Here is a 25,018-nt window from a genome sequence, read left to right as displayed (position 1 = left end):
ATAGGCTTGGTATTTAGAAATGCCAATATTATGGGTCTTGGTTGTCTTTTTGATTATAATTGGATCGGAGGCAGGATGTTGGAATGTTGGTATATAAGTTACAGCACTGACGGTGCGAAATACCCTAGCGATGGGTGCAGCCCAGCGAAATTGTAGGAAATGTTTGAAGAAAGCCCTGTAGGGGCGAAATATCTCTAGGGACAAGAAAGGAAATGATCCTGCCCTTTCCGGGCTTAGGGGAATTATCTAATGAATTATGGATGGGCTTCACCCATCCCTTTAGTATTTTGCCCCTTCAGGGCTAATTTAAATTTGGTTTTAGGTTAGTATTTGGACATTTCTGAATTATGGGACATACCCATCCAACCCACACTGCTGCATAAATTCATTGTTGAAAATCTGCTGTACTTCTTGGGTCATCACTCTTGACCGTTGCTTTTTCCATTGTTGTATCTTTTCATTTCCATAGATATAATTCAGTCTGTTCTTGTCCAAAATGCGGTTTAACTTTCCCCAATGGATAGAATAAGGAATATGGGCTGCTTCCAATGATTCAAGTACCAACTGGTAAAACTGATGGTTGACCGCAGCATCAGCACCGTCTAGTTCCATCACTACGGAATGCTTGAACCGAGTAAAGGCAAATGTTGCCTCATTTCCATTTACAAAGCGGAAAGCTAAAATACCTGCCAATTTCACTGTTTCATTTATTTTCAGACAGATATTTATGGCCTTTACTACATCTTTGACATCAAGGCAAATCGCAGCACTGAAGGCTTTTCCTCGAAATCTTGTGTTGGTAAATGTCTCCCCTATCGTGCCTACCAAATCTTCAGGCCTACTGTATGCCAATCCAAATATTGAATTCACAATTTGGGGTACCAAAATTCTATTCAAAAATCCAACTTTAGCCTGAACTTGATCCAATACCGTTTGAATCAACCCAAGCGTATCATCCCCATAGGTAAATCCCGAGGTCGCATGTTCAATTCTCTTATAATCTTCCCTGTAGGCAACCTTGAACATGGTCCTCATGTACACTCCTTTTTCAGGGTTGTTAAAATCGAAATCATGGGGATTGACTGCCAACTCAAAATGATAAAGGTGTCTTTGCGGATCGTTCCATGTGTATTTGAGGTGGTGCTGTATTTTCGAAAAATCCATCTTGGTGACAGCTTCGGTCATGGCATTGTCAAATTGTACTCTCTGCATTTTTTGCTCCAAAAGGAATTTGTCCTCCACCTCCACCAAGACTCCATGGATTATTCCAAAACTTCCAAAACTCACCAAAATGGCATTGAAAAGGTCATCTTCTATGATGGTCTCTGCTCCTAATTTCATATGAAAAGCATCGGAAGTAATTCGTCTCGAAGCCCTCTCTACGTAAATATGCCTGTCAGGACCGGTAATGACGTGCATGCCAACAACCATTTCGGGCAAAGCACCCTTGAATACAGCTGCCCCATGGGTTCCCGTGGAAAAGGCACCCGCAATGGTTTGGCCATTACTTCCGCCACTCACCATCAGACTTTTGGAAGGTTGTGATTGCTTTTCGAGGTATTCATTGATTTGGATGATGGTATTTCCACACTGCAAAAACTTAAAATTTTCAGGCTTATTGCCTGCATTCAAAAAATCGGGATGGAAATTTTCATTACTCAAGGCAAATTTGTGCCTCAGTCTCTTGGTGTTGATAATCGCATCTTCGCTCATACCAACTTTGCTAAAAGACCATCCACTTCCTAATGCGCGGATATTGAGCTGGTTTTCCAAGGCGTGTTTGATGATCCATTGGAAATTGGCCGTACATTTTTTGTATTGGGAAAACTGGTCAAGGCTTTGGAAAGATGGATCATCCAAGACCATATCAAAGGAAAGGTCTTCATCCAAAGGCTGGGTATAGTTTTGGTGGACATTGGTGAATTCCTTGATTTTCCAAGGAATAACTCCTGCAGGATAGGTCATGGCAAAATGGGTTTAAATTTCTCCCGGAATCGGTACCTCCGGGCAACAAAAATATTCGACCGATTGGGGGACAACAATTCCCAATGTGATGACAGAAATCAGGATATGACCAACATTGGTCTTCACTGTAATTTGACAAATGGATTTACAGCTTGCTTCGGTTTTGACATCTACGGGCTGCCTCAAACCCCAAAAATAAGTGGTTCTGTTTACCTGAACCGGCGCGGGATTATCGGAATCATACTTGGATACAATCCTCAGATTGGCACATGAAGCAATGTAGAAGGTTAAACTGAAAAGAATCAGGAAGGAAAAACGCCTGAATTGAAATGACTTTTTCACTTGAGTTCAAAGTTTAAATTGAATACACTCTTCTAAAAAATATATAACACTCTAAAAATCAAGGTAAAAGTTAAAAAAATAAATGGAAAAAGGCAAGAGCTCTGCGAAATTCAGAATTATGAATTCAGAATTAAAAATTAAACCTTAGCCTATCGCTTCTTATCTCTCGCTTTTTTTGTCTCATATCTCATGTCTCATATCTCCCATCTATTTTCCTCCACTCACCAATTTCACATGACCCAAATGATGTCTAGAGTGCCATGCATACAGTGCAATGGTGGTGGCAAGTGACATTGTTTTTTGGTTGGCAGGATGGAAAAAGGTTTTCTGCAAGTCATCAGCTGATAAAGATTTGATTAAAACTACCCAGCGATAATGTAATCCTTCCAAAATCTTCAAACTTGGTCCAATAGGCATGTCTTTGGCATCAGCCAATTCCGCCCACAGATCTTCATGATAAGGTTTGATGGTTGGGTTATCCTCGGTCAGCGCCAACTTGAACCGGATAAAACTGTTCATATGGCTATCGGCACAGTGATGCACCACTTGCCTCACCGTCCATCCTTCAGGCCGATAAGGTGTGTCCAATTGTTCTTCTGAAAGTTTATAGGTTTCAGTTTTGAGCAATGCGGGGAATTCTTCTATGATTCCCACCCATTCTTCAAGTTGTTGGGCAGTGATTTCTTTTGGTGCGGAAAAGCGGCCAACGGGGAATTTTAATGATTCTATTTCCATGTGTTAATTTGGTTATTGGTTATTTGGTTAATGGCCATATGGTTAATTGGTTAACTGATTTTGAAAACAAAACTCAGACTTGGTACTGAGGACTTTTTCTTAATACTTGATACTTGGTACTTGATACTCAATACGGATCCACATCCACCACAAACCTCACTCCTCTAAAGTCCTTATGCACCTGCATTTCTTCCAATAACAGGAGCAAATCATGTTTAAATTGGGCTTGGGCATTACCTGATTTATCCAACTTCGCGATAGATTCAAAAATGTATTGGTTCTTGATTTTTCCGACCAAGCCTTTTTCCGGCCCCAACATGATTTTCTTGACATCGATTTCCCCCATCAGGTTATGGAGATGTCTTGCAGCTTTTTCAGAGATTTTATAATCCTTATGCCGGGTCGTTATTTTGATGATTTTGACAAATGGAGGGTAGAAAAACCTCTGCCTGTCCCCCATTTCCTGGATATAAAAATTCTTGTAATCCCCGGAAATCACCTGCCCAAAAATGGCTTCCTCAGGTTTTCGTGTTTGAATGATGACGGCACCTTTTTTGTCCCGCCGTCCAGCCCGACCTGCCACTTGGGTGATTTGCTGAAAAGCACGCTCCCCGGCCCTAAAGTCCGGAAAATACAAAATCCTGTCTGCATCCATGATCCCTACGACTGTGACCCTGTCAAAGTCCAGGCCTTTGGTAATCATCTGGGTGCCCACCAAAATATCAATGTTCCCACTTCCAAATTCTTCCAATAATTGCTGGTATCCGTATTTGCTTCGGGTAGTATCCAAATCCATCCTTGCGATTCTGGCTTCAGGGAAAAGTAAAGAAAGACTTTCTTCAATCCGCTCTGTTCCCAAGCCAACCGCTCCCAATTTATTGCTCCCACAGGCAGGACATGCATGCGGAACTTTCTCCTTGAACCCGCAATAATGGCAGCGCATCTCCTCCCCAAACTGATGATAAGTCAGGCTGACATCGCAATGTTCACATTCAGGAATCCATCCGCAATCTTCGCAGGCAATATAAGGCGCATAACCGCGCCTGTTCTGAAAAATCAAAACCTGCTCCTGATTTGATAAAGCCTCTTGTATTTTCTCCCTGAGAAGCCGTGTAAAATCTAGCTTCAGCAGGTTTTTCTTTTTGTCCACCAACATGTCTGCCAAGTGGTACTCGGGAAGTTGTGCTTCCCCATATCTTTTGTCCAAAGCCAAGTAACCATACTTTTTGGTTCTTGCATTGTAAAAAGACTCAAAGGAAGGCGTCGCTGAACCGAGCAAAGTTTTGGCTTGATGGATCCAGGAAAGCATGATTGCCGCATCCCTTGCCTGAAACCTTGGCGCCGGGTCAAACTGCTTGTAAGATGACTCATGTTCTTCATCGACGATCACCATTCCCAAACTGTCAAATGGCAAGAAAATCGAAGACCTTGCACCGATCACAAAAGAGATTTTTCCACTCAAAACCCCATTCCAAACCTCTACCCTTTCATTGTCCGAATATTTGGAATGGTAAACCCCCATGCTACTCCCAAAAACTTTTCTCAGCCTGCCGACCATATGGGTCGTAAGGGCAATCTCGGGCAATAGCAACAATACTTGGGAACCACCGGCCAAGACTTCCTTGATCAAGGTAATATAAATTTCAGTCTTGCCGCTTCCGGTTATTCCATGAAAAAGGACTGTGTTTTTTTCTTCAAATTGGCTTTTTATTTCTCCAAGAGTTTTGCTCTGTAGGTCTGAAAGGACAATCTCTTCTCCATTTCCTTCTTCCTCCTCAAAACGGCTGATTATAATTTTGTATTCTTCCAAAACTCCGTTTTTGATCAGAGTTTTGAGTGAAGATACAGACAACCCGGCTTCGGTAATTACCTTTTTGTCCAAGCCTTTTTGATTCAGTTCAGGTTGCTTGTACACTGGGATTTCCTGCAGGTACTTGAGGAGGATTTCCTCTTGTTTTGGTTTGTTGGCGATTTCGTTGAAAAGCGCTTCCAAGGCTTTCTTGTCGGAAGCATATTCTTTAGAAAGCCTGATTCTTGATTCAACTTTGGGCGCATATTTCTCTCTCAATTGCTCAAAAACCAAAATGGCTTCCTTGATGACCAAACTTTTGATGATACCATGGATTGATTTGAGACCAAGTACATTTTCACACTCCTCATAGGTCATTTCGCCTTTGTTTGCCAATGCCTGAAGCAAAATTCCCTCCCTGTCATCCAATGGATAGGTCGAGGTGTCTGAATCGTAAGTGGGATTGAGTTGAATTTTGCTTTCGCTGCTGAGTTTCAGTCCAGAAGGTAAGGCCGCATTCATCACTTCTCCGATGTGGCAGCAATAATAATCCGCCATCCAAGCCCAAAAACGGATCTGCAAAGGATTGACCGTAGCGTGGTTGTCAAGAATATCAAGGATGGGTTTGGCTTCGTAAGCTGCAGGTGGCTTTTGGTGGACTTTGCCGATAATGCCTGTAAGTACTTTCTTTTTCCCAAACTGAACAATCACCCGAAAACCGATGCCGATCTGCTCCGCCATACTCCGCGGAATTTTGTAGGTAAACATCTTGGGAATGGGTACCGGCAATATGATGTCCGCAAATAAGTTGGATTTGCTGTCTTCCTGCGGGTATAAATCACCAAATAAACTCTCCAAAAGGTGGGTCAGGCTAAAGATGGAAACTGTGCCAAAGCATCGGCTACTTCAGAAACGGGCTTTTGACAGGCCTTATTGAAGCAAACGTAAATTAAGGCATTTCCTTCAGAATCCGCTGTTTTGTATTCCAATAATGGGATATTTTCTACGACAGTTTCAGACGCAGCAACGACAAAATTGGATGAATTTGAGGCTTGCATCTCCTTGGCTTTCGCTAGTGCCCCTTTGCCCACAATGGCGATTTCGGCCTTTGGCACCAAAGTACTCAGATACAGCGATGCCCAATTGCATAGAAAACCCGGTTCGGTGATGATCAGCTTCTTCATGGCTCCAAGCATTTTTTCAGAAATCTCAAGATACCTGTCTTCATAAAAATACAGACCCAAATCCTGAAGGTTTCTCGCCATCATGGAATTGGAAGCCGGAATGACATTATCAAACAATTCTTTTTTATTGGCAATCAGTTTTTCAGCAGTAGGATTGTTGAAAAAGAAAAAACCGTCAGTCTCATCATAAAATTGCTCCAATACAATTTCAGTCAATTCCTTGGCTGTGTGGAGCCATTTCAGATCAAAAGTAGCTTTGTACAAGGAGATAAATCCTCTGGTCGCCGCAGCATAATCTTCCAAAAATCCGGAAGTATATGCTTTCCCGTTTTTGTATGACCGATACAAAATCCCGTCTTGGTACATTTTGTCCAAAATAAAATTTCCATTGGCAAGGGCTAACTTCAATGCTTTCTCCTCTCCTATGGATAGATAAGCCTGCACGAGTCCCTCCACCATAAGTCCGTTCCAACCACTCAAAACCTTGTCATCCAAACCCGGATAAATTCTTTTATTCCTCACCTCCAACAGCTTGGTTTTGATTCGGTTAAGCCTATTTACATAAGCTGAAACTGAAAGACCTTCTTCCTTGGAAAGTTCCTCATATGATTTTGTCTGAAAAAGGATATTGACTTCATCTTCCCAATTTCCTTTGAACTTGATGTTGTATAATTTGACAAACCACCTCATGTCCTCCGCTAGGATGGATTCTAACTCATCTGACGTCCAAGTGTAAAATTTTCCTTCTGTTCCTTCAGAATCCGCATCTTGGGCTGCAAAGAAACCTCCCTCCTGCTGAAGCATTTCAGCTTCCAGCCAAGCGATGGTTTCGGTCACTTTCTCCTTGAAAAGTTCCTCGCCACTTACCTGATAGGCTTTGGCATAAAGCGTCATCAACGGCCCGTTGTCATACAACATCTTCTCAAAGTGCGGTGCAAACCATTCCCCATCCACCGAATACCGTGCAAATCCTCCGCGAAGATGGTCATAGATACCGCCCATTCCGATCTTGCGAAGTGTAAAAAGTACTTTCTCAGTCAAGGCTTCATCTTTCTTCAGGATTGCATATTCCAACACAAAAGACCAAATGGCCGGCATGGGAAATTTGGGTTTTCTGTTCATTCCACCCCATTCCAAGTCAAACTGATCCTCTAATTTTTTGATGGCATAGGCCAACTCCTCACTTGACAATTCAGTCTTGGCAGACTCCAATCCATATTTCTCCAACTCCGACCTGTTAAGGCTCCTACCAAATCCTTCTGCACTTTCAGCGAGTTGGTCAAAATGCTTTTCATATGCATCCGCGATATTGGTGAGTAATCCTTTCCATTGTTTGTTGGGAAAGTAAGTTCCGCCATAAAAAGGCTTTTGGTCCGGCATCAGGAAAACATTGAGCGGCCAACCGCCATTGACGCCCATGACCTGCACCGATTCCATATAAATATTGTCTAGATCAGGCCGCTCCTCACGGTCGATTTTGATACAGACAAAGTGGGCATTCATGATTTCAGCCGTGGCATCGTCTTCAAAACTTTCCTTTTCCATCACGTGGCACCAATGACAAGCCGAATAGCCGATGCTGACAATGATCGGTTTGTTTTCAGTTTTGGCTTTTACTAAAGCTTCTTCTCCCCAAGGATACCAATCCACAGGATTGTGGGCATGTTGGAGGAGATAAGGTGATTGGGAGTGGATGAGGCGGTTGGACATTTTTTGGTTGTAAGGGTTGTAGTGGTTGTAAGGGTTGTAGTTGTTGTAATGGTTGTAGTTGTTGTAATTGTTTAAAATGTTGTCAGGTTGTCATTGTTGTCGGGTGGGTTCCGTCATCCTGAAGGAGGAACGACTGAAGGATCTCTTTTAACTTTGTTAGGACACTTGGCTACACTAACAATTACGTGAATCTCTTGGTCGTCACACTGATCAGCCACAGTGGAGAAGTATCTCCTAATTCTGAGATCTTTCATCCTCGTACCTCGGATTCAAGATGACGCAATACCAACTGTAATTCCTAAATTGAACTGTTTGCTGAAAATTTTAACATCGGCCATCGGTCATCCGTCATCGGTCAAAAACACCAGTATTTACTCTGATTCAAACTTCCTTCCTAACTTCCAACCTCCACCTCACTTCCCCCTAGAATGCACCTGTTTTCTCAACAAGTCCATTTCCTTTGAAAAATCAAAATCCCGGCTGTATCGTTCCAATTTCTTCTGAAGATTGTCTAAAAATTTGATATGAGCCGGGCTGTCCGGATTGAATGGACGGTGGGCAAGGTCTCTTTTGATCCCTTCAAATTCCAAAATCAAAGGGAAAGTCTTTGGATCAACCCAAGTGGTTTTGAATCTTTCCCAAATATATTCTTCAGCCTGCGCATTGGGATGGATCATGTCTTCCTTGTAAAAACGATAATCCCGCAAATCATCCATCAGGATCTCATAGGCAGGAAAATACTGCACAAAATCATAGGTTTCGGTGAGGTCATGGGCTGCTAATCGCAGGATTGACTTGCTCAACCTGTCTTCAGGAATGCCGTCTTTGATATGTCGTACAGGGCTGACGGTCAACAATACCTGTACATCGGGATTGATCTGTCTCAGAATATTGAAAAAGCCGCTAAAAGCTTTTTGGATTTCATCAGGGTGGAGTAATCTCTTTTCAAATAGATCTGCAGGCTGCTTGTGACAGTTGGCAACAATCTGACCATCATTTCCATATTCATAAATCCAGGCGGTACCAAAAGTGATCAGGATATGGGAAGCATTTTCCAAAACCTGTTTTATGTGCTGTTGCTTTTTATGGATCAACCTTTCCAAAGAATCCTGACTGTACGCCACCACATCAGAATGCATCCCAAAATGTAGGTACAATCCATCTCTGACCAAAATCATGTCCGTATTGATCGGCATTTCCAATGCGGCATCTTCCATTACTTGAGCGATGGAGATGGGGTTGAAAAGCGTTCCAAAGGGATTATTGAGAATGGGAAACTTTCTTTCGGCCAATTTCTCACCGATCATGGTCGAAAAACAAGAACCGATAGAAAAGATTGGTTTGTGGTGATTAATCTTACTTTCCCCCTCAGGGATATCAAAAGAAGTAGTCCAAAGCATGGGATAAAATTAGAAAGAAAGCCCACAAATCCTTAGAGAAAAGACGCAAATTTTTTTCTCTCACAAAGACACTAAGGCACGAAGGAATTTTTGGTTTAATTGATTAAAGTTATATTTAACTAAACTATTGGAAATAAATTAAAAATCCCTTTTTGGAACATGACGGAAAATGAATTGGCAACCGAAGCGGTAGATATCGCATATCAAATTCATAAAGAACTTGGACCAGGTTTGATTGAAAGTATTTACGAGGAGATTTTTGCTTATGAATTGCGAGAAAGAAATATTGCCTTTACAAGACAGGAAAAAGTGATCGTTAGGTATAAAGGATTGTCTTTTGGAAAAGGATTTAGGACAGATTTGATTTTAGATGACAAACTTATCATTGAATTAAAATCTGTTGAAACTATCGAGAAGGTCCACCATAAAATGTTGTTGACCTAAATGCGATTAAAAAATATCAAGCTTGGATTACTGATCAACTTCAAAGTCAATCTCATCAAAGATGGAATACATCGAAAAATCGATGGTTATTTATAAAGATATACAAACAAAAAGGCACAAAGAAACTATGATTATTTCTTTGTGCCTTCGTGTCTTCGTGGGATTCCTATTGCTTGGTTTGTTGTTCTTATTTTCTTTGCGTTTTTGCGCCTTTGCGTGATTCCTATTCCTTTTCTTTGCGCCTTCGTGTCTTAGTGGGAGCATTTAGTGTCTCCCCACCCACTTAAATGCATTCACAAAAGCCTCTATCCATGGACTGACTTCGTCGCTTGATTTGTCGGAAGGATAATATGGCCAATTCCAGGGTTTCAGTGATCTTTCGATGTGCGGCATAATAGCCAAGTGCCTGCCGTCTCCGGATACAATTCCAGCTACTGCGTGATCCGAACCGTTTGGATTGCCTGGATAGCCTTCATAGCTGTACGTCATGCCGATTTGGTAAGCGTCTTTCGGTTTTGGCAATTGGAATTTTCCTTCTCCATGCGCCACCCAAACACCCAATCTTTTACCTGAAAGGGATTTGAACATCACAGATTCATTCTCGGGAACATTCACATTGACAAAGATCGATTCAAACTTATGGCTTGCATTGTGCAGCATCTTTGGCTTGACATCATGGTCAGGCGTAACGAGCCCAAGCTCCACCATCAGTTGACAACCGTTGCAAACACCCAAACTCAGGGTATCTTTTCTTGCATAGAAATTGTCCAAGGCTTGTTTCGCTTTTTCATTATACAGAAAAGCTCCGGCCCAACCTTTTGCGGAACCCAATACATCCGAGTTGGAAAAACCTCCCACAAAAACGATCATCTGTACATCTTCGAGGTTTTCACGCCCTGCGATCAGGTCTGTCATGTGAACATCCTTCACGTCAAAACCTGCCAACCAAAGTGAATAAGCCATCTCACGGTCACCGTTGACACCCTTTTCACGGATGATGGCGGCACGCTTTCCTGAGGCTTCTTTTCTATATGGATTCAAACCAAAAGCATCTAATGTGCCTTTCCAGTTTTCCCCAAAATTGTATGCTAATGGCTGCTTTTTATAATTGGTAAAGCGCTCCAAAGCAAGTTTGTCACCGCTTTGCTTTTTGTCAAGCAAGTAAGATGACTTAAACCATGTATCTCTCATGCCGGCAACTTCCAATGTCAGATCAATTCCTGACAACTCCACTTTTCCGTCCAGGGTCACTTCCGCCAATGAAATATATTCCACACCATGGTTTTCCAAAACGGCTCTTGTCCTTTCCGGATTTGCAACTTGGATCAGTACACCGGGATTTTCGGAAAACAAAGCTTTGACAATGTCCTTTTCAGCCAATCTTTCGGTTTTCACTTTCAGACCAACTTGGGTGGAAGGAAAGCACATTTCCAACAAAGCAGTGATCATTCCTCCTGAGGAAATATCATGACCTGCAAGGATTTCCCCCTTTTCGATCAGCTTTTGGATTACCATAAATGCTTTCGCAAAATATTGGCTGTCCTTGACATCCGGCGTTTCGTTTCCGATGGTATTCAATACCTGTGCAAAACTGGAACCACCCAATTTGGCGGTGTCTTTTGAAAAATCAATGTAATAAACCTTGCTTCCCGCAATAGGCTTCAAATCCGGAGAAACAGTCATTTTCGGAGCTGAACACTCCCCTACAGTGGAGATGATGACTGTTCCGGGCGAATAAACCGTCTTACCTCCGGGATACTTCTGTGTCATGGAAAGGGAATCTTTTCCAGTCGGCACATTGATTCCCAAAGCAATGGAAAAGTCTGAAATGGCCTCAACAGCGCGGTAAAGCCTGTCATTTTCTCCAGGATTCTTTGCGGGCCACATCCAATTGGCACTGAGTGAAACCCCAGCCAAACCGTCTGTAATCGTTGCCCAAACCAAGTTGGTGAGTGATTCTGCAATCGCCAACCTTGATCCTGCTTCAGGATTTGCCAAGGCCGCAACCGGAGCATGACCGATGGAGGTTGCAATTCCTTTTTCTCCTGTAAAGTCCAAAGCCATCACGGCCACATTGTTCAAAGGCAATTGGATTTCTCCCGTGGTCTGCTGCTTGGCCACTCTTCCTGTGACGGAACGGTCAACTTTATTGGTCAACCAATCCTTGCAAGCCACAGCTTCCAATTGCAAAACCTGCTCAATGTATGTTTTCAGCTCCTTGGCTGAGTATTTTGGTTCTTCGTAATCTGTCGTTGCCGGAGTATCCTCCAAAATGGTTTTTGGTGAACTTCCAAACATATAGGCCAAATCCCAATCGACAGGCTTCTCGCCTGTTTCAAAATTTTCAAATTTGAAATGCATGTCTCCGGTAGTTTCACCTACGACATAGAATGGCGCTCTTTCTCTCTCAGCAATCCGCTGAAGTGTAGCCACATCCTTTTCATGCACCACCAATCCCATTCTTTCCTGGGATTCGTTTCCGATGATTTCTTTGGCAGAAAGCGTGGGATCCCCGACAGGCAATTTGTCCAAATGGATCGTTCCTCCGGTGCTTTCCACCAATTCCGAAAGGCAGTTCAAATGGCCACCGGCTCCGTGGTCATGGATGGAAATGATCGGATTCTCATGAGACTCGGCCATGGAGCGGATCACATTGGAAACCCGCTTTTGCATCTCCGGATTGGAACGTTGGATGGCGTTCAACTCTATGGCATTGCTGAATTCACCCGTATTTACAGACGAAACCGCTCCACCGCCCATACCTATGCGGTAATTGTCGCCGCCCATGACGATGATTTTGTCACCCTTGCTCGGTTCGTTTTTCTTGGCGTATTCTTTCCTTGTAAATCCGATTCCTCCTGCAAGCATGATGACTTTGTCAAACCCGTGCGATTTACCATCTTCCTCATGCTCAAAGGTCAATACCGATCCACAGATCAAGGGCTGACCGAATTTATTTCCAAAATCTGACGCTCCGTTGGAAGCCTTGATCAGGATATCCATCGGAGTTTGGTAGAGCCATTTCCTTTCGGCTAAGTCTTTTTCCCAACTTCTTCCGGCCTCCGACCTTGGATAGGAAGTCATGTAAACAGCAGTTCCCGCCAAAGGTATGGAGGCTGTTCCGCCTGCCAACCTGTCCCTGATTTCTCCACCTGCGCCGGTTGCGGCACCGTTGAAAGGTTCTACAGTAGTCGGAAAATTATGGGTTTCTGCCTTGAGGGAGATGACAGTTTGGATGGTTTCAGTCTCAAAAAAATCCGCTTTATCCTGTGTTTTTGGCGCAAATTGCTGTGCCTTGGGTCCGTCTACAAAAGCCACATTGTCTTTGTAAGCGGATACAATTTTATTGGGATGTCTTTTGGAAGTTTCTTTGATGAGTTGAAAAAGCGTCTTGTCCTTTTCAACCCCGTCAATCACAAAAGCACCGTTAAAAATCTTGTGGCGGCAATGCTCCGAGTTGACCTGACTGAATCCGAATACCTCAGAATCCGTCAGAGGCCTGCCCAATGATTTGCTTACTCCTTCCAGGTAATCCACCTCTTCCTGACTTAGGGCCAAACCTTCTTTTTGGTTGTAAGCTTTGATGTCTGTAACCGGGATGATTCTTTCAGGCTGCAAATGAATATCAAAAATATCCTGATCCAATCCCGCATATACTTTTTGAAGCATCGGGTCAATGCTGTCATTTTCGGTTATCGGGAGGTATTCTTCCATTCTTTGGATACCCAAAATCCCCATATTGACCGTGATTTCTACTGCATTGGTAGACCAAGGCGTGATCATTTCCTTTCTCGGTCCGGCAAACTTCCCGGAGACTTTATCCGCCTGGATTTGATTGGCTTCACCAAAGAGCCAATTCAGTTTGTCAATATCTTGTTGAGGGAGAGGGTTTTTGGCCTGAACAGCATAAATCAGGGCTTTGGGAGATTGGAAAAAGAGGATCATGAGCGTTTTTTGGAGCCTTTTTTAAGAAGCCACAAAGGTAAACAATTGGGTCAAAAGATTAAAGGAATGTTTTAAAGGATGAGGGATGAAGGATAAAGGGGGTGGAAAGTAAATGGTAGAAGGTGAGAGGTAAAAGGGAAAAGGATGAGGGCGGAAGGATAAAGGATGAAGAAAGATTTGGGAAATTCAGCTCTCTGCGACAAAATGTTCAAAACTTTTTCCGAACTCGATTCTATTAACGTTTTGCAGCTACCCGAAGGTGGCGATTTCGAAGCACTTCACTGTCAACCAAGCACAAACTTATATAGAAGCACAAAGCTTGATTTAACCACTGAACAGCCACTTTTGGGTAGGTGCTGTTAGCAGTAGTTTTTATTTCCGTCCTACGTTCTTGTCTAACCATTTTATTCTGTCTTTTACAATTCCAAATTTTTTCTTTTTCGGGTTCCAAAGTGAATTGGTTTGTGTCGTAGCGTTCTTTTCTGCTAAGTCAGCATAAATTTTTGCTTGTTCTCTGTTCCCTTTAAATTCTGAAATGACTGTCATTACTGAGTACATAATGTAGTTTTGAATTGGAAACTTTAAAGAGTCCTTGTTTATTTTTTTTGTTAACAGGCTTTCAACTTTATCATATAACTCTGTTTTTTCTGCACGAACAACTGTTTCAGAAAAGTTTAAATAAGCGGCCGTTGTTACATTCGGAAATTCTTTTTCAAAGTCAAGTGATTTCTGAAAATATTCTAATGCGGTTTCGTAATCTTCTCTCAACTTATATATTTCGCCTAATGAATTATATGTTTGACTTTTTTCGATTCGGTTGTCGGGATAGTCGGTCAGGATTTTGTTTAAAAGTGTCTCTGCAACCGACAGTAGATTTTTGTCCTTCGTCTCAATAAGTTCTATGGCTTGAACTCTCAGATATTGGGCTCGTCCTTCCTTTCTTGCACGTCCAAGTTTGGCGAAGTATTCTTCTTCGTCTGTTTTAGTCCAAGTTTTTCGTCTGTACCAATCTGTCATTGTCTGGTGTTTCTAAAATTACTGCTAACGTTTTGCCTTACGCCACTTATGGCGCCAAATATTCCTATGGGAAGCATTGACGCCATAAGTAGAGGATATTTTTCAATTGTTTAAACTTAATCTCTTTTAGTTAAATATCCAATCCCTGTAAATCCCCTTTGATATTTATTTGGAAAAAGACTTCGAATTCGATCAATTTATAGGAAAGACTTTTCTCTTTGCGGATTGGCGGGAAACAAGAAGTATCCAGCTTTTGGAGAAGTAGGATAAAGAAATAGTCTGACGGCTGGAAGCCATCCGACTTGGATTTGCGACTTCGCGTCTTCGCGGGAAAAAAAGGTATCCTGCTTTAGGAAATGCAGGATAACATGCAAGCTATTCTTAGTGGCTTCGTGTCTTTGTGGGCTATATTCTTTCTTGTTTTGCGACTTGGCGTATTTGCGTGAGCCGAATAATCCAGCTTCTTGAGAAGCAGGACAATGTAAAACAGAAATTCTTGCCGATATCGGCAAAAAATGATCTATTTGTCAAACAGCAGATTTTTTCTTGCCGATAATATCACAAAGGATAAATATAAAATCCTTTGAAATAGATTTTGAATAAATGGCTCAAACCAATAACTCATGCTTTACCTCCACGACCCCAAAAGTTCTTTCGGGTGCTTTGGTATCCAATTCATAAAACCCGGTTGGGGTCAGATTGGTAAAGTACTTGTAATCCTTAGCCAAATGCTGGTAATCGTAGTACCCACAGGCCAAGGCGATACTCAGCCAATCCAAATGGGGATTGGCGTTTTTCATAAAAAATGCTTTTTCAAAACGGACAACCTTATCGAAAAGCTTTGGGCCGATCCCGGTTCTTTCGGTAAATCTCCGCTGAAACTGTCTGTTGCTCAGACAGGAATCAGAAGCAAGTTTGTCCATAGAAAGCGACCGGTTTTGGTTCAAAATCACAGCACTCACCTTATCTATTCCCTGCAAACTGTATTTTGGCCGTCTGATAAGTCTTTCCAAAAACAATTCAGCAATTCGGATCACTTCTTCCACACCATCAGTGTTGCACATCTGTTCATGCACCATCCTGATTTCTTTTCCCCAAACATCCTCGGCATCTATAAAAGTATTGGTTAGCTCTTGCGCCGGAATCCCTGTCAGCAAATAAAGCGCACTCGGTTGCAGTACGATCTGCAAAACCCAAAAGTCACTTCCTGTATAGCGGTTTGTTACCATCGTATGAATTCCATTGATAGTACACCTATAATGCGTCAAAAAATCCAAATTGCCTGGATAATTGACTTTCTCAATATTCCTAAGAAAAAATAAGAGGCATGTTTCAGGTCGGGGACAATAAACCTTGCAAGGGATTACCGCCCCTGCCCCGAATTCAAATCTTATAACCTGGTGCTTCCTGACATAATCTCTCAAAGAAGGGCCGGGCAAAAAATCCCTGAGTATCATTTCCATTTATTTTAAGGTTAGAGGCGGCCCTACATTTTTTATTCCATGTGCAAGGGAAATCTTCTGTGCCTCCTCTTCTGTCGGAGGCCTTCCAAGGTCATTCATTGTGTTGAAAAACTCCTCCATCTTAATAGCAGGTTGCAAAATATAAATTAACTTACCCCGATCTGAAGTCTGTATCCAAGTATGCGGTATGTTCCTTGGCAGAAAAATAGTATCTCCAGCTTTGAGTTCATGCTGAAGTTCTCCCAACTGGAAGAGGTACTCTCCTTCTACTACATAAAAAACCTCATCTTGCTCCAAGTGAACATGAAGTGAAGGGCCGGTTTTTTCCATACCAATATACTCAAATACAGACAATTGTCCCCCTGTGTCTTTAGAGGAAATTTTGAGATCATTGGGGTTGACACCCCTGAAAGGTGTATGTTTCCCGAATCTCGCCTCACCGGATTTGACCAAAAATCCGTTTTTTACTTCATTTTTTGAAAAAGGGAATGCCATCAAATCCGACCCAAAGGCGGCAAGCGCAGCAGTAGTGACAATAAATTTTCTCCGTTCCATAATTATTGTGGTTAAAGGTTATAGACAAAAATACCTTGAACCAAAATCAGGATGCTGGTAAAAATCGGACGTTTTTTCTTTAGAAAAACATCCACCAAAATGTCTTCCAATCTTTTGAATCAATCAAAACTGGATGGTATATTAGATTATATTGATATCATTGGTCCATTGTCCCAATACTTAGGAATAATCGGTTTAATTTAGAAAAAACAATCATTCATATTCTCCTCTTATTTGGGTTTGGAAATTCTACAAATCACAAAAATCCTTACGCAACTTAACGTTCTCAAGCTTATCCCAAACAACAGCTCCAAAGTCCTGAGGTGAAAATCTAAAAACTATGTATGTTCTTTTACTTTGGTTACAATAAAAATGCCCAGCGGTAACATTTAATGTCATATTCGTTTTTGTAACAAGTGCATCAAATGTTTTTAATTTCCCGACATACTTATTGGGATTACTTCGGGGTTCATTCTCATTAAACAGGGCCACTGAATTTTGGTAATTCATCAAACCATTAAAGTACATTTCAATATTATTTTCCAATGCACTTGAAGTTATTTCCACAGGATTATTTATACTCCATACAAAAACATAGGACCAAAAATCAGCACTGTCTTTTTTAGCCCAAAACTCAGGAAAACGGGCATCTTCAAATCCCTCAAATTTAATTTCCGGAGCAAAAGGGATTGGAAAATGAAAAACTTCTTGATTCCAAGTGCTATCCGTCTCCAACAAATTGAAATTACTTTTCTCTTGTCCAAATACCTCTAATGAAAGTAATATGAACCCAATAGTTAATATTTTATTTTTCATTTTTCTCAATAAGTTTTAACGCACTTTCTTTCACTGCATCAATTTTGTTTAAATATTCGTCAGCACTTTGTGTAACATAAATATCAGGTAAAATTCCAGTTTCGTCAGGAAGCGAGGTAGCCATTGATTCGTGGGTGTTATCAGCAACGGTGTATACCAGTTTAGTATTTGGAAGTCTAAATGTTTTACCTCCGGCAGAACAAAATTGATTAGATCCCAATTCTTCTCCTATAATCGTTCCAAGGTTAAGCACCTTAACTATCGACATGAAATGTCCGGTTGTAGAATTCCCAACACCATCTATTAAAAAATAGAGTTTTCCATCATACCTGTTTTCATAAGGATTTACAGACTCTTCGCCTTCGATTTTTTCTTTTTTGCCATCAAATTGTGCCTCTGAATAGTAGGTAAAGGGCTTGTCAACCAAATACCTTAACAAATGAATACTTGCAGATTGTGAGCCGCCTCCATTATGTCGAACATCAATAATAAGGTTTTTAGATTTCTTCGAATTGATTTCTAGAAAGCAGCTGTCAATGAAATCCTTGAAATAGGCATAACTATCTCTGAATTTATAGTAATTGAAAGAACCAATGCTTAACAAGGCCGTTTTGTCATTGTCAGTGAATTCCAAGCATAAGTCCTTTTTACAGTTCTGAATTGATGGGTCAGTAAGGAGTATTCTTTTTTCCTGAGCTTTGTTCAAAACAATTGGCTTTTCACTTCCTTTTAGGGTAATCGTGTAAGAATCAGGAAAATTCATGGCATAAGGAATGAAGCAAGTTGACCACACATTGAATAAATGTCTTTTTGTTGTTTCGATATATCCTTGTGATGGTAAATGCTTATAAATTTCTTTTACTAAATCACGTACCGGTAATCCATTTATGCTAGTGATTTCCTCTTTAATATTCACTTGACTTCCATTGTTCATGGGATCTATGACAAATAATTGGTCGTTGATCCAACGAGTTTGCATTGGAAAACTCAATGCTACAGGTAACATTTCCAGTTCCTCATAGAATCCGCTTACCGATGTGTGTGAACAATTAACGCTGGCGATAATTTCATCGCAGTGCCATATGAATTCAGCGAAAGTTGTTGTAGGTGTGATTAGACTTTTCTTTGCTTCAATAAGTTTTCTAAAGTCTTTTTCAGAAATAAATTTAAACACATTTGGATGCGTCGTGATTATTTTATTGCCTAGTTCATCTAAGTCTTTCTGATATTCTCCCACTTCATACACCCTTAAAAACTTATCTGCAGGATTTTCCGGCGTTTTAGACGGATCAAGTATGAATGCTATTTGATCTTCGGCATTGAAGTTATCGGGGTTTAGTTCGAGTGATTTTTTATAATTGATCAAAGCCTGATTTTTACCTCCCATTTTAAGATGAATTTCACCATAGCTATCATAAACATTTGGTGAATTAGGGAATTCCGAAACCAGCATTTTAAAGATCAAAAAGGCATCTTGATCTTGATTATTCCAAAGCAATTGATAGCCGTAAAAATTTAATGCCTCTTCATTTTCAAAGTCATAAGCAGTCGGGCTTTCTTTTTTAAGTTTATAGAACAGTTCAATTCTTTCGTTCATTGGCAGGTGTTCATTTTCTTTAAATACCTGAACAATGGGCAACTTTTCATTTTGATCAATATTGGTGTCCGTGGTCTCAGATTTCGAAGTACCATTCTTATTCATACCACAGGCAGATATCGCGATGAAAATTGAAATGATAATCGTAGATCGGACGTTAAATTTCATATTGTATAAAAACTTTTCTTAGTGGATTCGTGTCTTTGTGGGCTATATTCTTTCTTGCTTTGCGCCTTCGCGCCTTTGCGGGCGGCTAACAATTATCCCTCGCTGCCACAAGTCTAGAGAAATATTCCTGACTTGACATGGCATTAAAGCCATTGACGGTCTTTCCATCAAATCTCTTGACCCCATCCAATGTTCCAAACCAAATACTGCCATCATTGGCCTCCCGAATTCCAAAAATCATCCCTTCATTTGCTTTAATTATCTCAGGGACAACGGCAATTCTATTTGACAAAGATTTTTCATTATAGCGGGAAAGTGCCCAACCTTCGGAAGTTTCTGAACTTGTCAGGATATTCCCATTTTTATCTTCGTAGATAAACCCGACAAACCCCTTTGCAATATTGGTGAAGGTACTACCATCGTAACGCCACAATCCGTCATTGCCCCCCAGCCAAATATTCCCCTTTTGATCTTCGATGACCGAACGGACATTTGTAAATGGTTTGCCCAAATGTGATACTGAGTTAAAATCCTTTCCGTCAAAAACAAAAGTATTTCCCCTAGTCGCAAACCAAAACTTGCCTGTTTTGTCCTCAATAATGGAATTGACTTCAAATTCGGGTCTTTCCGAAAATGTTTTGCCAGTAGGGTCTTCATTCATCTCATTTTCATTGATGATAAAATTCTGAAAGGATTTTCCATCATAACGGCTTGCTCCACCAAAGACACCAAACCAGATATTGCCGGCTTTGTCTTCATAAATACTGACGACATCATTATTCAGAAGTCCATCCTCTGTTTTATAGTTTTTGAATCTTTTACCATCATAGTAAAAAACTCCCGAACCGATAGAACCAAACCACATATTCCCCTTGCTATCTTCCAAAACAGAGAAAAATCGGGCAGAGCTTACCGTAGTGGTGAAGTTTGTAAATGAACTCCCATCAGATAAAAAAACACCTTCCCAAGAAGCGATCCAAATCCTGCCATTTCTATCCTGCTCAATATTTCGGACAATACTGGAAGGCGAATCAGAATTAATAAAATATTTGGATTCGGGCTTGAGTTCGTTTGTTGCTAACTCGGTCCTATTTTGTGGCCCACAGGAAGTGTAACAAACAACCATAACGAACCCTGAGAATAATCTGAAGTAATTTTTCATTTTTATTTATTTAGCAAGCCCAAACATAGACCTATCCAAAGTGGAGACAGTAAATGGTTTGTAAAAAGAATGTAAAACAGGGTAAAATTGATATTTGGCTCATTTTAAATCTTAAATTTGATTGATGAAAAAATTATTGCAACCTGCGCTAATAGGAATTTTTACCATGATTTTGATGATGGTCATACTTTGGCCATGGCAGAATGATGAATTTGCGGAAAACCGGGAAATCCGGTTGAGGAATGTAGGGCACCAAATTTTGCTTGCTTCTGGGGATACCACTTCCCGGGTTTTGCCGATCAATAAAATCAGCGAAAGCGAATTCATTATCTTATTTGAAAGTCCCTTCCAATTTGTGCCGGACACTTTGGTCAAGGTTATTCATGCAGGTTTGAAAGAAGGATTGGTCACCAAAAATCCTGAGGACAGCTACCAAGTAAATGTGCTCGAATGCCGTGGAAAGCTCATCGTCTACAGCTACCAAATGTCCGGTCAAAAAGACGAAACCCTTGTTCCATGCCGGGGACGCATCCAACCTAAAGATTGCTATAGAATCAAAATCAAGTTTGAATCAAATCAAGTGACAGCTTCAAACTTTTCGGTTCCGATCATCATAGGGATTTTGGCCTTTGGGTTTTTGTTTCTTTTCAAAATGAAAACACCAAAACCACAAAGCAAACAGCCAATTGACGAAAGCCAAACTATGGTTATCGGAAAATTTGAATTCAATTACGGCAGCTACCTTTTGAGAATCGGAAAAGAAGAAATCGAACTTTCCCAAAAAGAAAACAAGCTGCTCAAACTTTTTGCCTCCCACCAAAACGAAATCCTGGAGCGAGACCGCTTACTCAAGGAAATTTGGGAAGATGAAGGCGTATTTGTCGGCAGAAGTCTGGACATGTTTGTATCCAAACTCAGAAAGAAACTGCTTCTGGATCCGAATATCCAACTTAAAAACATCAGGGGAAGAGGGTATATTTTGCAAGTGGGTTGAAATTTATTAAGACCCAGCTGAGAAAAATCTACAAACATTGCGGTGAAACTTAATTTACACCCAACCGGATTATAAATGTACTCCCGCTATTTAATGTACTTTCTACCGCTAATTCAGCCCCTATGCTTTCGGCAAAATCCTTACAAAGCATTAAACCTATCCCGGTACCACTTTCGCCGGCTGTGCCTTTGGTTGTAATATTTTGATTCTTAAAAAGCTTGGAAATCAGCTCGGGTTTTATACCCATACCAGAGTCTTTGACAAGGATTTCCGCATTTTCAATGTCCCGATATTCAATGTCAATTCTGCCACCCTCCGGGGTGAATTTTATCGCATTCAGTATGTAATTTCTGATGATGAAATTCAACCGCTCCTTATCGCTGTTGATAAACTTTTTCAAAGGAATATGATTTACTAGATCTATGTTTTTCCGTTTCAATTGAAAATTGAAAAGGTCTTTATTCTCCTCAATGAGCCTATTTAAGTTGATTTGATTGCTCTGAACCTCATTTGAACCCATTTGGGTTCTCGCCCAGTCCAAGAGATTTTCCAACATCAAAAATGCGGCATATGTATCTCTTGATATCATTGAAATCAAATCCTCCATTTCCTGAGTTGAAAGCAACTTGGAATTCCAGAGTGAAATGGTCCCTTGGATATTGGCAAAAGGCGCCCTGAGATCGTGTGATATTACAGAAAATATCTTATCTCTGAATTTGTTGGCTACGTTCAAAGCCTGGTTGGTTTCATGCAGATTTTGGGCTTGCTCCTGTATCTGAAGATGCTGAGAGTTTACCAAAGCATGTGCTTCTCTTAATTCTTCGTGGGTGGATTTTAGTTTCCTATGATTATTAATTTGGATCCACAATAAAACCAACAACCCCAGCACAGCAATGAAGATGACGATCAACAACTCATTTTTTCTTTTCAGAGAGAGATTATAATATTCCCGGTCCTTTAGCAGTTGTTGGTTTGCCAGTTCTTTCTTTTCTGTTTCATATTGTATGGTCAGCTCATCCCTGATTTTTTGCCTGTTTTCATTGAACAATATTTCCTCACTTTCTTTTTGAATAGTCAGGTATTCATAGGCTAGAGAGTAATTTTTGAGTGAAGCAGCAATTTTTGCAACCTTTTCTGCAGCAACTGAAATTTGATAATGTGATTTTAAATTTTCCGCAATCTCAAATCCTTGGTTCGCATAGTCTAGGGCTTTATACATTTGCCCTTTTTCAAAGTGGTATTCCGCAAGGCTACCCAATACGGCAAGTTTGCTTTCGATATCATTGAACTTATTGGCAATAGTCCAAGCACGTTGTATTAAATCATATCTCTTACTTTCATCACCGCTTTCTTCAAAAAGATCCGACAACTGGTTGAGCGTATTGATCATTCCTCTATTGTCACCCAAAGTCTCTTTGATCTCTAAAGCTTTTTGAAGGAATTCCAATGCAGAGTCAAAGTCTGTTTGATCTTTTGCTGCGTGCCAACGATCTAGGTGGTAACTTCCTAAATTATTATAGATGAGCGCTAAGCCTCTTAGATTATTGGTTTTCAATCCAAAAATTAGGGCAGTATGATAGAATTTTGCGGCTTTATCAAGTTCTTTTGTCCTGTAATAAATGTTGCCAAGGTTAAGGTTAGATTCCAGCATCCCTACTGAATCTAAAAGCGATTCTCTTATTTTGAGTGCTTCAATATGAGCCTTCAAAGCAGCCTCAAAATCAGATTTGATCAGATTACTCACACCAATTATATTTAATGCATTTGCTTGGATTTTTTTCAATCCTAACTTTTCAGAAATTTCAATAGACCGGTTAGCGAAATAAATTGCACTGTCTTGATCAAAGGTGTAATAATGTTTGCTCAGGCTAAAAAACAATTGCGCTTTAATAGATTCATCGTCAGCTTGATTAATAATTGATTGCAAGCTATCGGAATACGATTGTTGGGGAGTAACGGGTGTTGTAAACGAAAGGTACAGTAATATTACGATTAACATAACAAATACTTCAAATAATGAACGAGATGGATAAATTTAAACAGGCAGGGTGCACTAAGGATTATGGGGTAAATATGCACCCAATCTTCTAAGAATCAAAACAGAAGAATAGATAAAGGATATTTTTGTATTTTAATTGATTTTTTCCTCTGCTAATCGCTTTAATATGCTGATTCCTAACCATAAAAGAGGGATCTTTTCAAATTTTCGGATTTTGATATTTTGCTAAAATAATAATATCGCCAAATTTCTAAGCCAGATTGAAAAGGAAGAAAAATGAAATTTGTGATAGCTGGTTAAAAAAAGCCTACCTTTGTTCCACTTTGTAAAAAAGCACGGCAAGTTGTAAGCCGCTTTTAATAAATCTCCCCGCTGATACAGAACATACAACATCTCCATCGGCCAATTCACAATCAGCCAACATGGCATTCAAAAATTTAGGAATTATTGATCCTATCCTCAAGGCGCTCGCCAATGAAGGATACACTACCCCCACTCCCATTCAGCAACAAGCGATTCCATTGGTTCTCCAAGGAAGAGATTTGCTCGGATGTGCCCAAACCGGAACAGGCAAGACAGCAGCTTTTGCCATACCCATCATCCAACACCTTGCTGAGAAAAAGCAGATCCGATCAGGAATCAAGACTTTGATCCTCACACCTACACGTGAACTCGCCATCCAGATTGACGAGAGTTTTGCCGCTTACGGCAAATTCACCAATATCAAACATACCGTCATATTTGGCGGTGTATCCCAACTCCATCAGGTCAATGCACTCAAAAGAGGTGTAGACGTGCTAGTCGCAACTCCGGGAAGGTTACTCGACCTGATCAATCAGCGCTTTGTTGATCTGAGACAATTGGAAGTTTTTGTCCTTGATGAAGCGGACAGGATGCTTGACATGGGTTTTATCCATGATGTCAAAAAACTCATATCGATCATTCCTGCAAAAAGACAGACTTTGTTTTTCTCTGCAACCATGCCTCCTGAAATTCAAAAATTGGCAGATTCACTGTTGACCAAACCGGCTTTTGTGGAAGTGACTCCACCATCCTCTACTGTTGACAAGATCGACCAAAACTTATACTACGTCAACAAAGGAAACAAGCCTGAGCTTTTGCTTCACCTGTTGCAAAAGAAGAAAATCGGTTCGGCTTTGGTATTTACCAAAACCAAACACGGCGCGGATAAAGTGGTAAAACAGCTCCAAAAGGAAAATGTAAAAACTGCAGCCATCCACGGAAACAAAAGCCAAAATGCACGTCAAAATGCTTTGAGTGATTTTAAAAACGGCAAAATCCAAGTCTTGATCGCTACAGACATCGCAGCCCGAGGTATCGATATCGATGAGCTTGCCAATGTTTTTAATTACGACTTGCCAAACATTCCTGAAACTTATGTTCACCGGATCGGTCGAACAGGCAGGGCAGGAAATTCTGGAATCGCGATTTCATTTTGTGATGAAGAAACAGTAAAGGAGCTGAAAGACATCGAAAAACTCATCGGAAAAAAAATCCCGGTTGTAGAAGACCATCCTTATCCTTTCAAAGGAGTTCTTTCTGAAAAAGCCGGTGAATTGGCGAGGAAGAAGCCGAAACAAGGGCAGAGGAGGAGGTATTGATTTTGGTTATTTGGTCCCGATATTCTTATGGATTAAACAATAGAAGGAATATAAGATTTTTCATATTTTCTATTATCCCTGATTAGAGCAAAAATCCTGTTAATGATTTTT

At 40.7% G+C, this 25,018-nt stretch carries 17 protein-coding genes; 3 read left to right on the top strand and 14 right to left on the bottom strand.

Annotated elements, in window-relative coordinates:
* Positions 1-345: 345 nt before the first annotated feature.
* The 6 genes from NK987_RS12260 to NK987_RS12235 form a co-directional block, all read right to left on the bottom strand.
* Positions 346-1,965 (bottom strand): FAD-binding protein, encoded by a 1,620-nt coding sequence (locus NK987_RS12260; RefSeq protein WP_259264067.1) that lies wholly within the window; start codon positions 1,963-1,965, stop codon positions 346-348.
* Positions 1,966-1,977: 12 nt separating this feature from the next.
* Complete coding sequence (locus NK987_RS12255; protein WP_258424917.1) at positions 1,978-2,307, bottom strand: Bor family protein; 330 nt, start codon at positions 2,305-2,307, stop codon at positions 1,978-1,980.
* Positions 2,308-2,514: 207 nt separating this feature from the next.
* A complete protein-coding gene (locus NK987_RS12250) occupies positions 2,515-3,042 on the bottom strand; it encodes a YfiT family bacillithiol transferase (RefSeq protein WP_258424916.1) in 528 nt (175 codons plus the stop codon).
* 127 nt (positions 3,043-3,169) lie between these two features.
* Complete coding sequence (priA, locus tag NK987_RS12245; protein ID WP_258424915.1) at positions 3,170-5,689, bottom strand: replication restart helicase PriA; 2,520 nt, start codon at positions 5,687-5,689, stop codon at positions 3,170-3,172.
* Between the two features lie 8 nt (positions 5,690-5,697).
* A complete protein-coding gene (locus tag NK987_RS12240; RefSeq protein ID WP_259264066.1) occupies positions 5,698-7,725 on the bottom strand; it encodes a thioredoxin domain-containing protein in 2,028 nt (675 codons plus the stop codon).
* Positions 7,726-8,138: 413 nt separating this feature from the next.
* Positions 8,139-9,125, bottom strand: a complete 987-nt coding sequence (locus tag NK987_RS12235) for a GSCFA domain-containing protein (protein WP_259264065.1) — start codon at positions 9,123-9,125, stop codon at positions 8,139-8,141.
* 159 nt (positions 9,126-9,284) lie between these two features.
* Here NK987_RS12235 and NK987_RS12230 point away from each other — a divergent pair, with 159 nt between their 5' ends.
* Complete coding sequence (locus NK987_RS12230; RefSeq protein WP_259264064.1) at positions 9,285-9,569, top strand: GxxExxY protein; 285 nt, start codon at positions 9,285-9,287, stop codon at positions 9,567-9,569.
* A gap of 264 nt (positions 9,570-9,833) precedes the next feature.
* On the opposite strand, the gene purL is transcribed toward NK987_RS12230, so the two are convergent.
* From purL to NK987_RS12195, 7 genes are all read right to left on the bottom strand, one after another.
* Entirely contained in the window at positions 9,834-13,514 is a 3,681-nt protein-coding gene (gene purL / locus NK987_RS12225) for a phosphoribosylformylglycinamidine synthase (protein ID WP_259264063.1), read from the bottom strand.
* Between the two features lie 372 nt (positions 13,515-13,886).
* Complete coding sequence (locus NK987_RS12220) at positions 13,887-14,531, bottom strand: tetratricopeptide repeat protein (RefSeq protein WP_259264062.1); 645 nt, start codon at positions 14,529-14,531, stop codon at positions 13,887-13,889.
* 608 nt (positions 14,532-15,139) lie between these two features.
* Entirely contained in the window at positions 15,140-15,994 is an 855-nt protein-coding gene (locus NK987_RS12215) for a helix-turn-helix domain-containing protein (protein WP_259264061.1), read from the bottom strand.
* Positions 15,995-16,549, bottom strand: a complete 555-nt coding sequence (locus NK987_RS12210; protein ID WP_259264060.1) for a cupin domain-containing protein — start codon at positions 16,547-16,549, stop codon at positions 15,995-15,997.
* A 249-nt stretch (positions 16,550-16,798) separates the two neighbouring features.
* Complete coding sequence (locus NK987_RS12205) at positions 16,799-17,365, bottom strand: hypothetical protein (protein ID WP_259264059.1); 567 nt, start codon at positions 17,363-17,365, stop codon at positions 16,799-16,801.
* The gene (locus tag NK987_RS12200) at positions 17,355-19,130 is read right to left on the bottom strand and encodes a S41 family peptidase (RefSeq protein ID WP_259264058.1); all 1,776 of its coding nucleotides are present in this window, start codon (positions 19,128-19,130) and stop codon (positions 17,355-17,357) included. Before NK987_RS12200 ends, NK987_RS12205 begins: the two co-directional genes overlap by 11 nt.
* 85 nt (positions 19,131-19,215) lie before the next feature.
* Positions 19,216-20,292: a ligand-binding sensor domain-containing protein gene (locus NK987_RS12195; protein WP_259264057.1), complete on the bottom strand. Its 1,077-nt coding sequence runs from the start codon at positions 20,290-20,292 to the stop codon at positions 19,216-19,218.
* A 124-nt stretch (positions 20,293-20,416) separates the two neighbouring features.
* Here NK987_RS12195 and NK987_RS12190 point away from each other — a divergent pair, with 124 nt between their 5' ends.
* A complete protein-coding gene (locus NK987_RS12190) occupies positions 20,417-21,286 on the top strand; it encodes a winged helix-turn-helix domain-containing protein (protein ID WP_259264056.1) in 870 nt (289 codons plus the stop codon).
* 49 nt (positions 21,287-21,335) lie between these two features.
* On the opposite strand, the gene NK987_RS12185 is transcribed toward NK987_RS12190, so the two are convergent.
* Positions 21,336-23,030: an ATP-binding protein gene (locus NK987_RS12185; protein WP_259264055.1), complete on the bottom strand. Its 1,695-nt coding sequence runs from the start codon at positions 23,028-23,030 to the stop codon at positions 21,336-21,338.
* A 677-nt stretch (positions 23,031-23,707) separates the two neighbouring features.
* Here NK987_RS12185 and NK987_RS12180 point away from each other — a divergent pair.
* Positions 23,708-24,907, top strand: coding sequence for a DEAD/DEAH box helicase (locus NK987_RS12180; RefSeq protein WP_259264054.1), 1,200 nt, complete (start codon positions 23,708-23,710; stop codon positions 24,905-24,907).
* The last annotated feature ends 111 nt before the right edge of the window (positions 24,908-25,018 follow it).

It is taken from the genome of Aquiflexum gelatinilyticum (genome assembly GCF_024813435.1).
Taxonomy (GTDB): domain Bacteria; phylum Bacteroidota; class Bacteroidia; order Cytophagales; family Cyclobacteriaceae; genus Cognataquiflexum; species Cognataquiflexum gelatinilyticum.
This window is presented reverse-complemented; position numbering and strand designations above follow the sequence as displayed.

Excerpts from the sequence above, each read along its gene's own strand:
- NK987_RS12260 (WP_259264067.1), bottom strand. The coding sequence starts at position 1,965 with ATGACCTATCCTGCAGGAGTTATTCCTTGGAAAATCAAGGAATTCACC.
- NK987_RS12250 (WP_258424916.1), bottom strand. The coding sequence starts at position 3,042 with ATGGAAATAGAATCATTAAAATTCCCCGTTGGCCGCTTTTCCGCACCA.
- NK987_RS12240 (WP_259264066.1), bottom strand. The coding sequence starts at position 7,725 with ATGTCCAACCGCCTCATCCACTCCCAATCACCTTATCTCCTCCAACAT.
- NK987_RS12235 (WP_259264065.1), bottom strand. The coding sequence starts at position 9,125 with ATGCTTTGGACTACTTCTTTTGATATCCCTGAGGGGGAAAGTAAGATT.
- NK987_RS12230 (WP_259264064.1), top strand. The coding sequence starts at position 9,285 with ATGACGGAAAATGAATTGGCAACCGAAGCGGTAGATATCGCATATCAA.
- purL (WP_259264063.1), bottom strand. The coding sequence starts at position 13,514 with ATGATCCTCTTTTTCCAATCTCCCAAAGCCCTGATTTATGCTGTTCAG.
- NK987_RS12220 (WP_259264062.1), bottom strand. The coding sequence starts at position 14,531 with ATGACAGATTGGTACAGACGAAAAACTTGGACTAAAACAGACGAAGAA.
- NK987_RS12215 (WP_259264061.1), bottom strand. The coding sequence starts at position 15,994 with ATGGAAATGATACTCAGGGATTTTTTGCCCGGCCCTTCTTTGAGAGAT.
- NK987_RS12210 (WP_259264060.1), bottom strand. The coding sequence starts at position 16,549 with ATGGAACGGAGAAAATTTATTGTCACTACTGCTGCGCTTGCCGCCTTT.
- NK987_RS12205 (WP_259264059.1), bottom strand. The coding sequence starts at position 17,365 with ATGAAAAATAAAATATTAACTATTGGGTTCATATTACTTTCATTAGAG.
- NK987_RS12200 (WP_259264058.1), bottom strand. The coding sequence starts at position 19,130 with ATGAAATTTAACGTCCGATCTACGATTATCATTTCAATTTTCATCGCG.
- NK987_RS12195 (WP_259264057.1), bottom strand. The coding sequence starts at position 20,292 with ATGAAAAATTACTTCAGATTATTCTCAGGGTTCGTTATGGTTGTTTGT.
- NK987_RS12190 (WP_259264056.1), top strand. The coding sequence starts at position 20,417 with ATGAAAAAATTATTGCAACCTGCGCTAATAGGAATTTTTACCATGATT.
- NK987_RS12180 (WP_259264054.1), top strand. The coding sequence starts at position 23,708 with ATGGCATTCAAAAATTTAGGAATTATTGATCCTATCCTCAAGGCGCTC.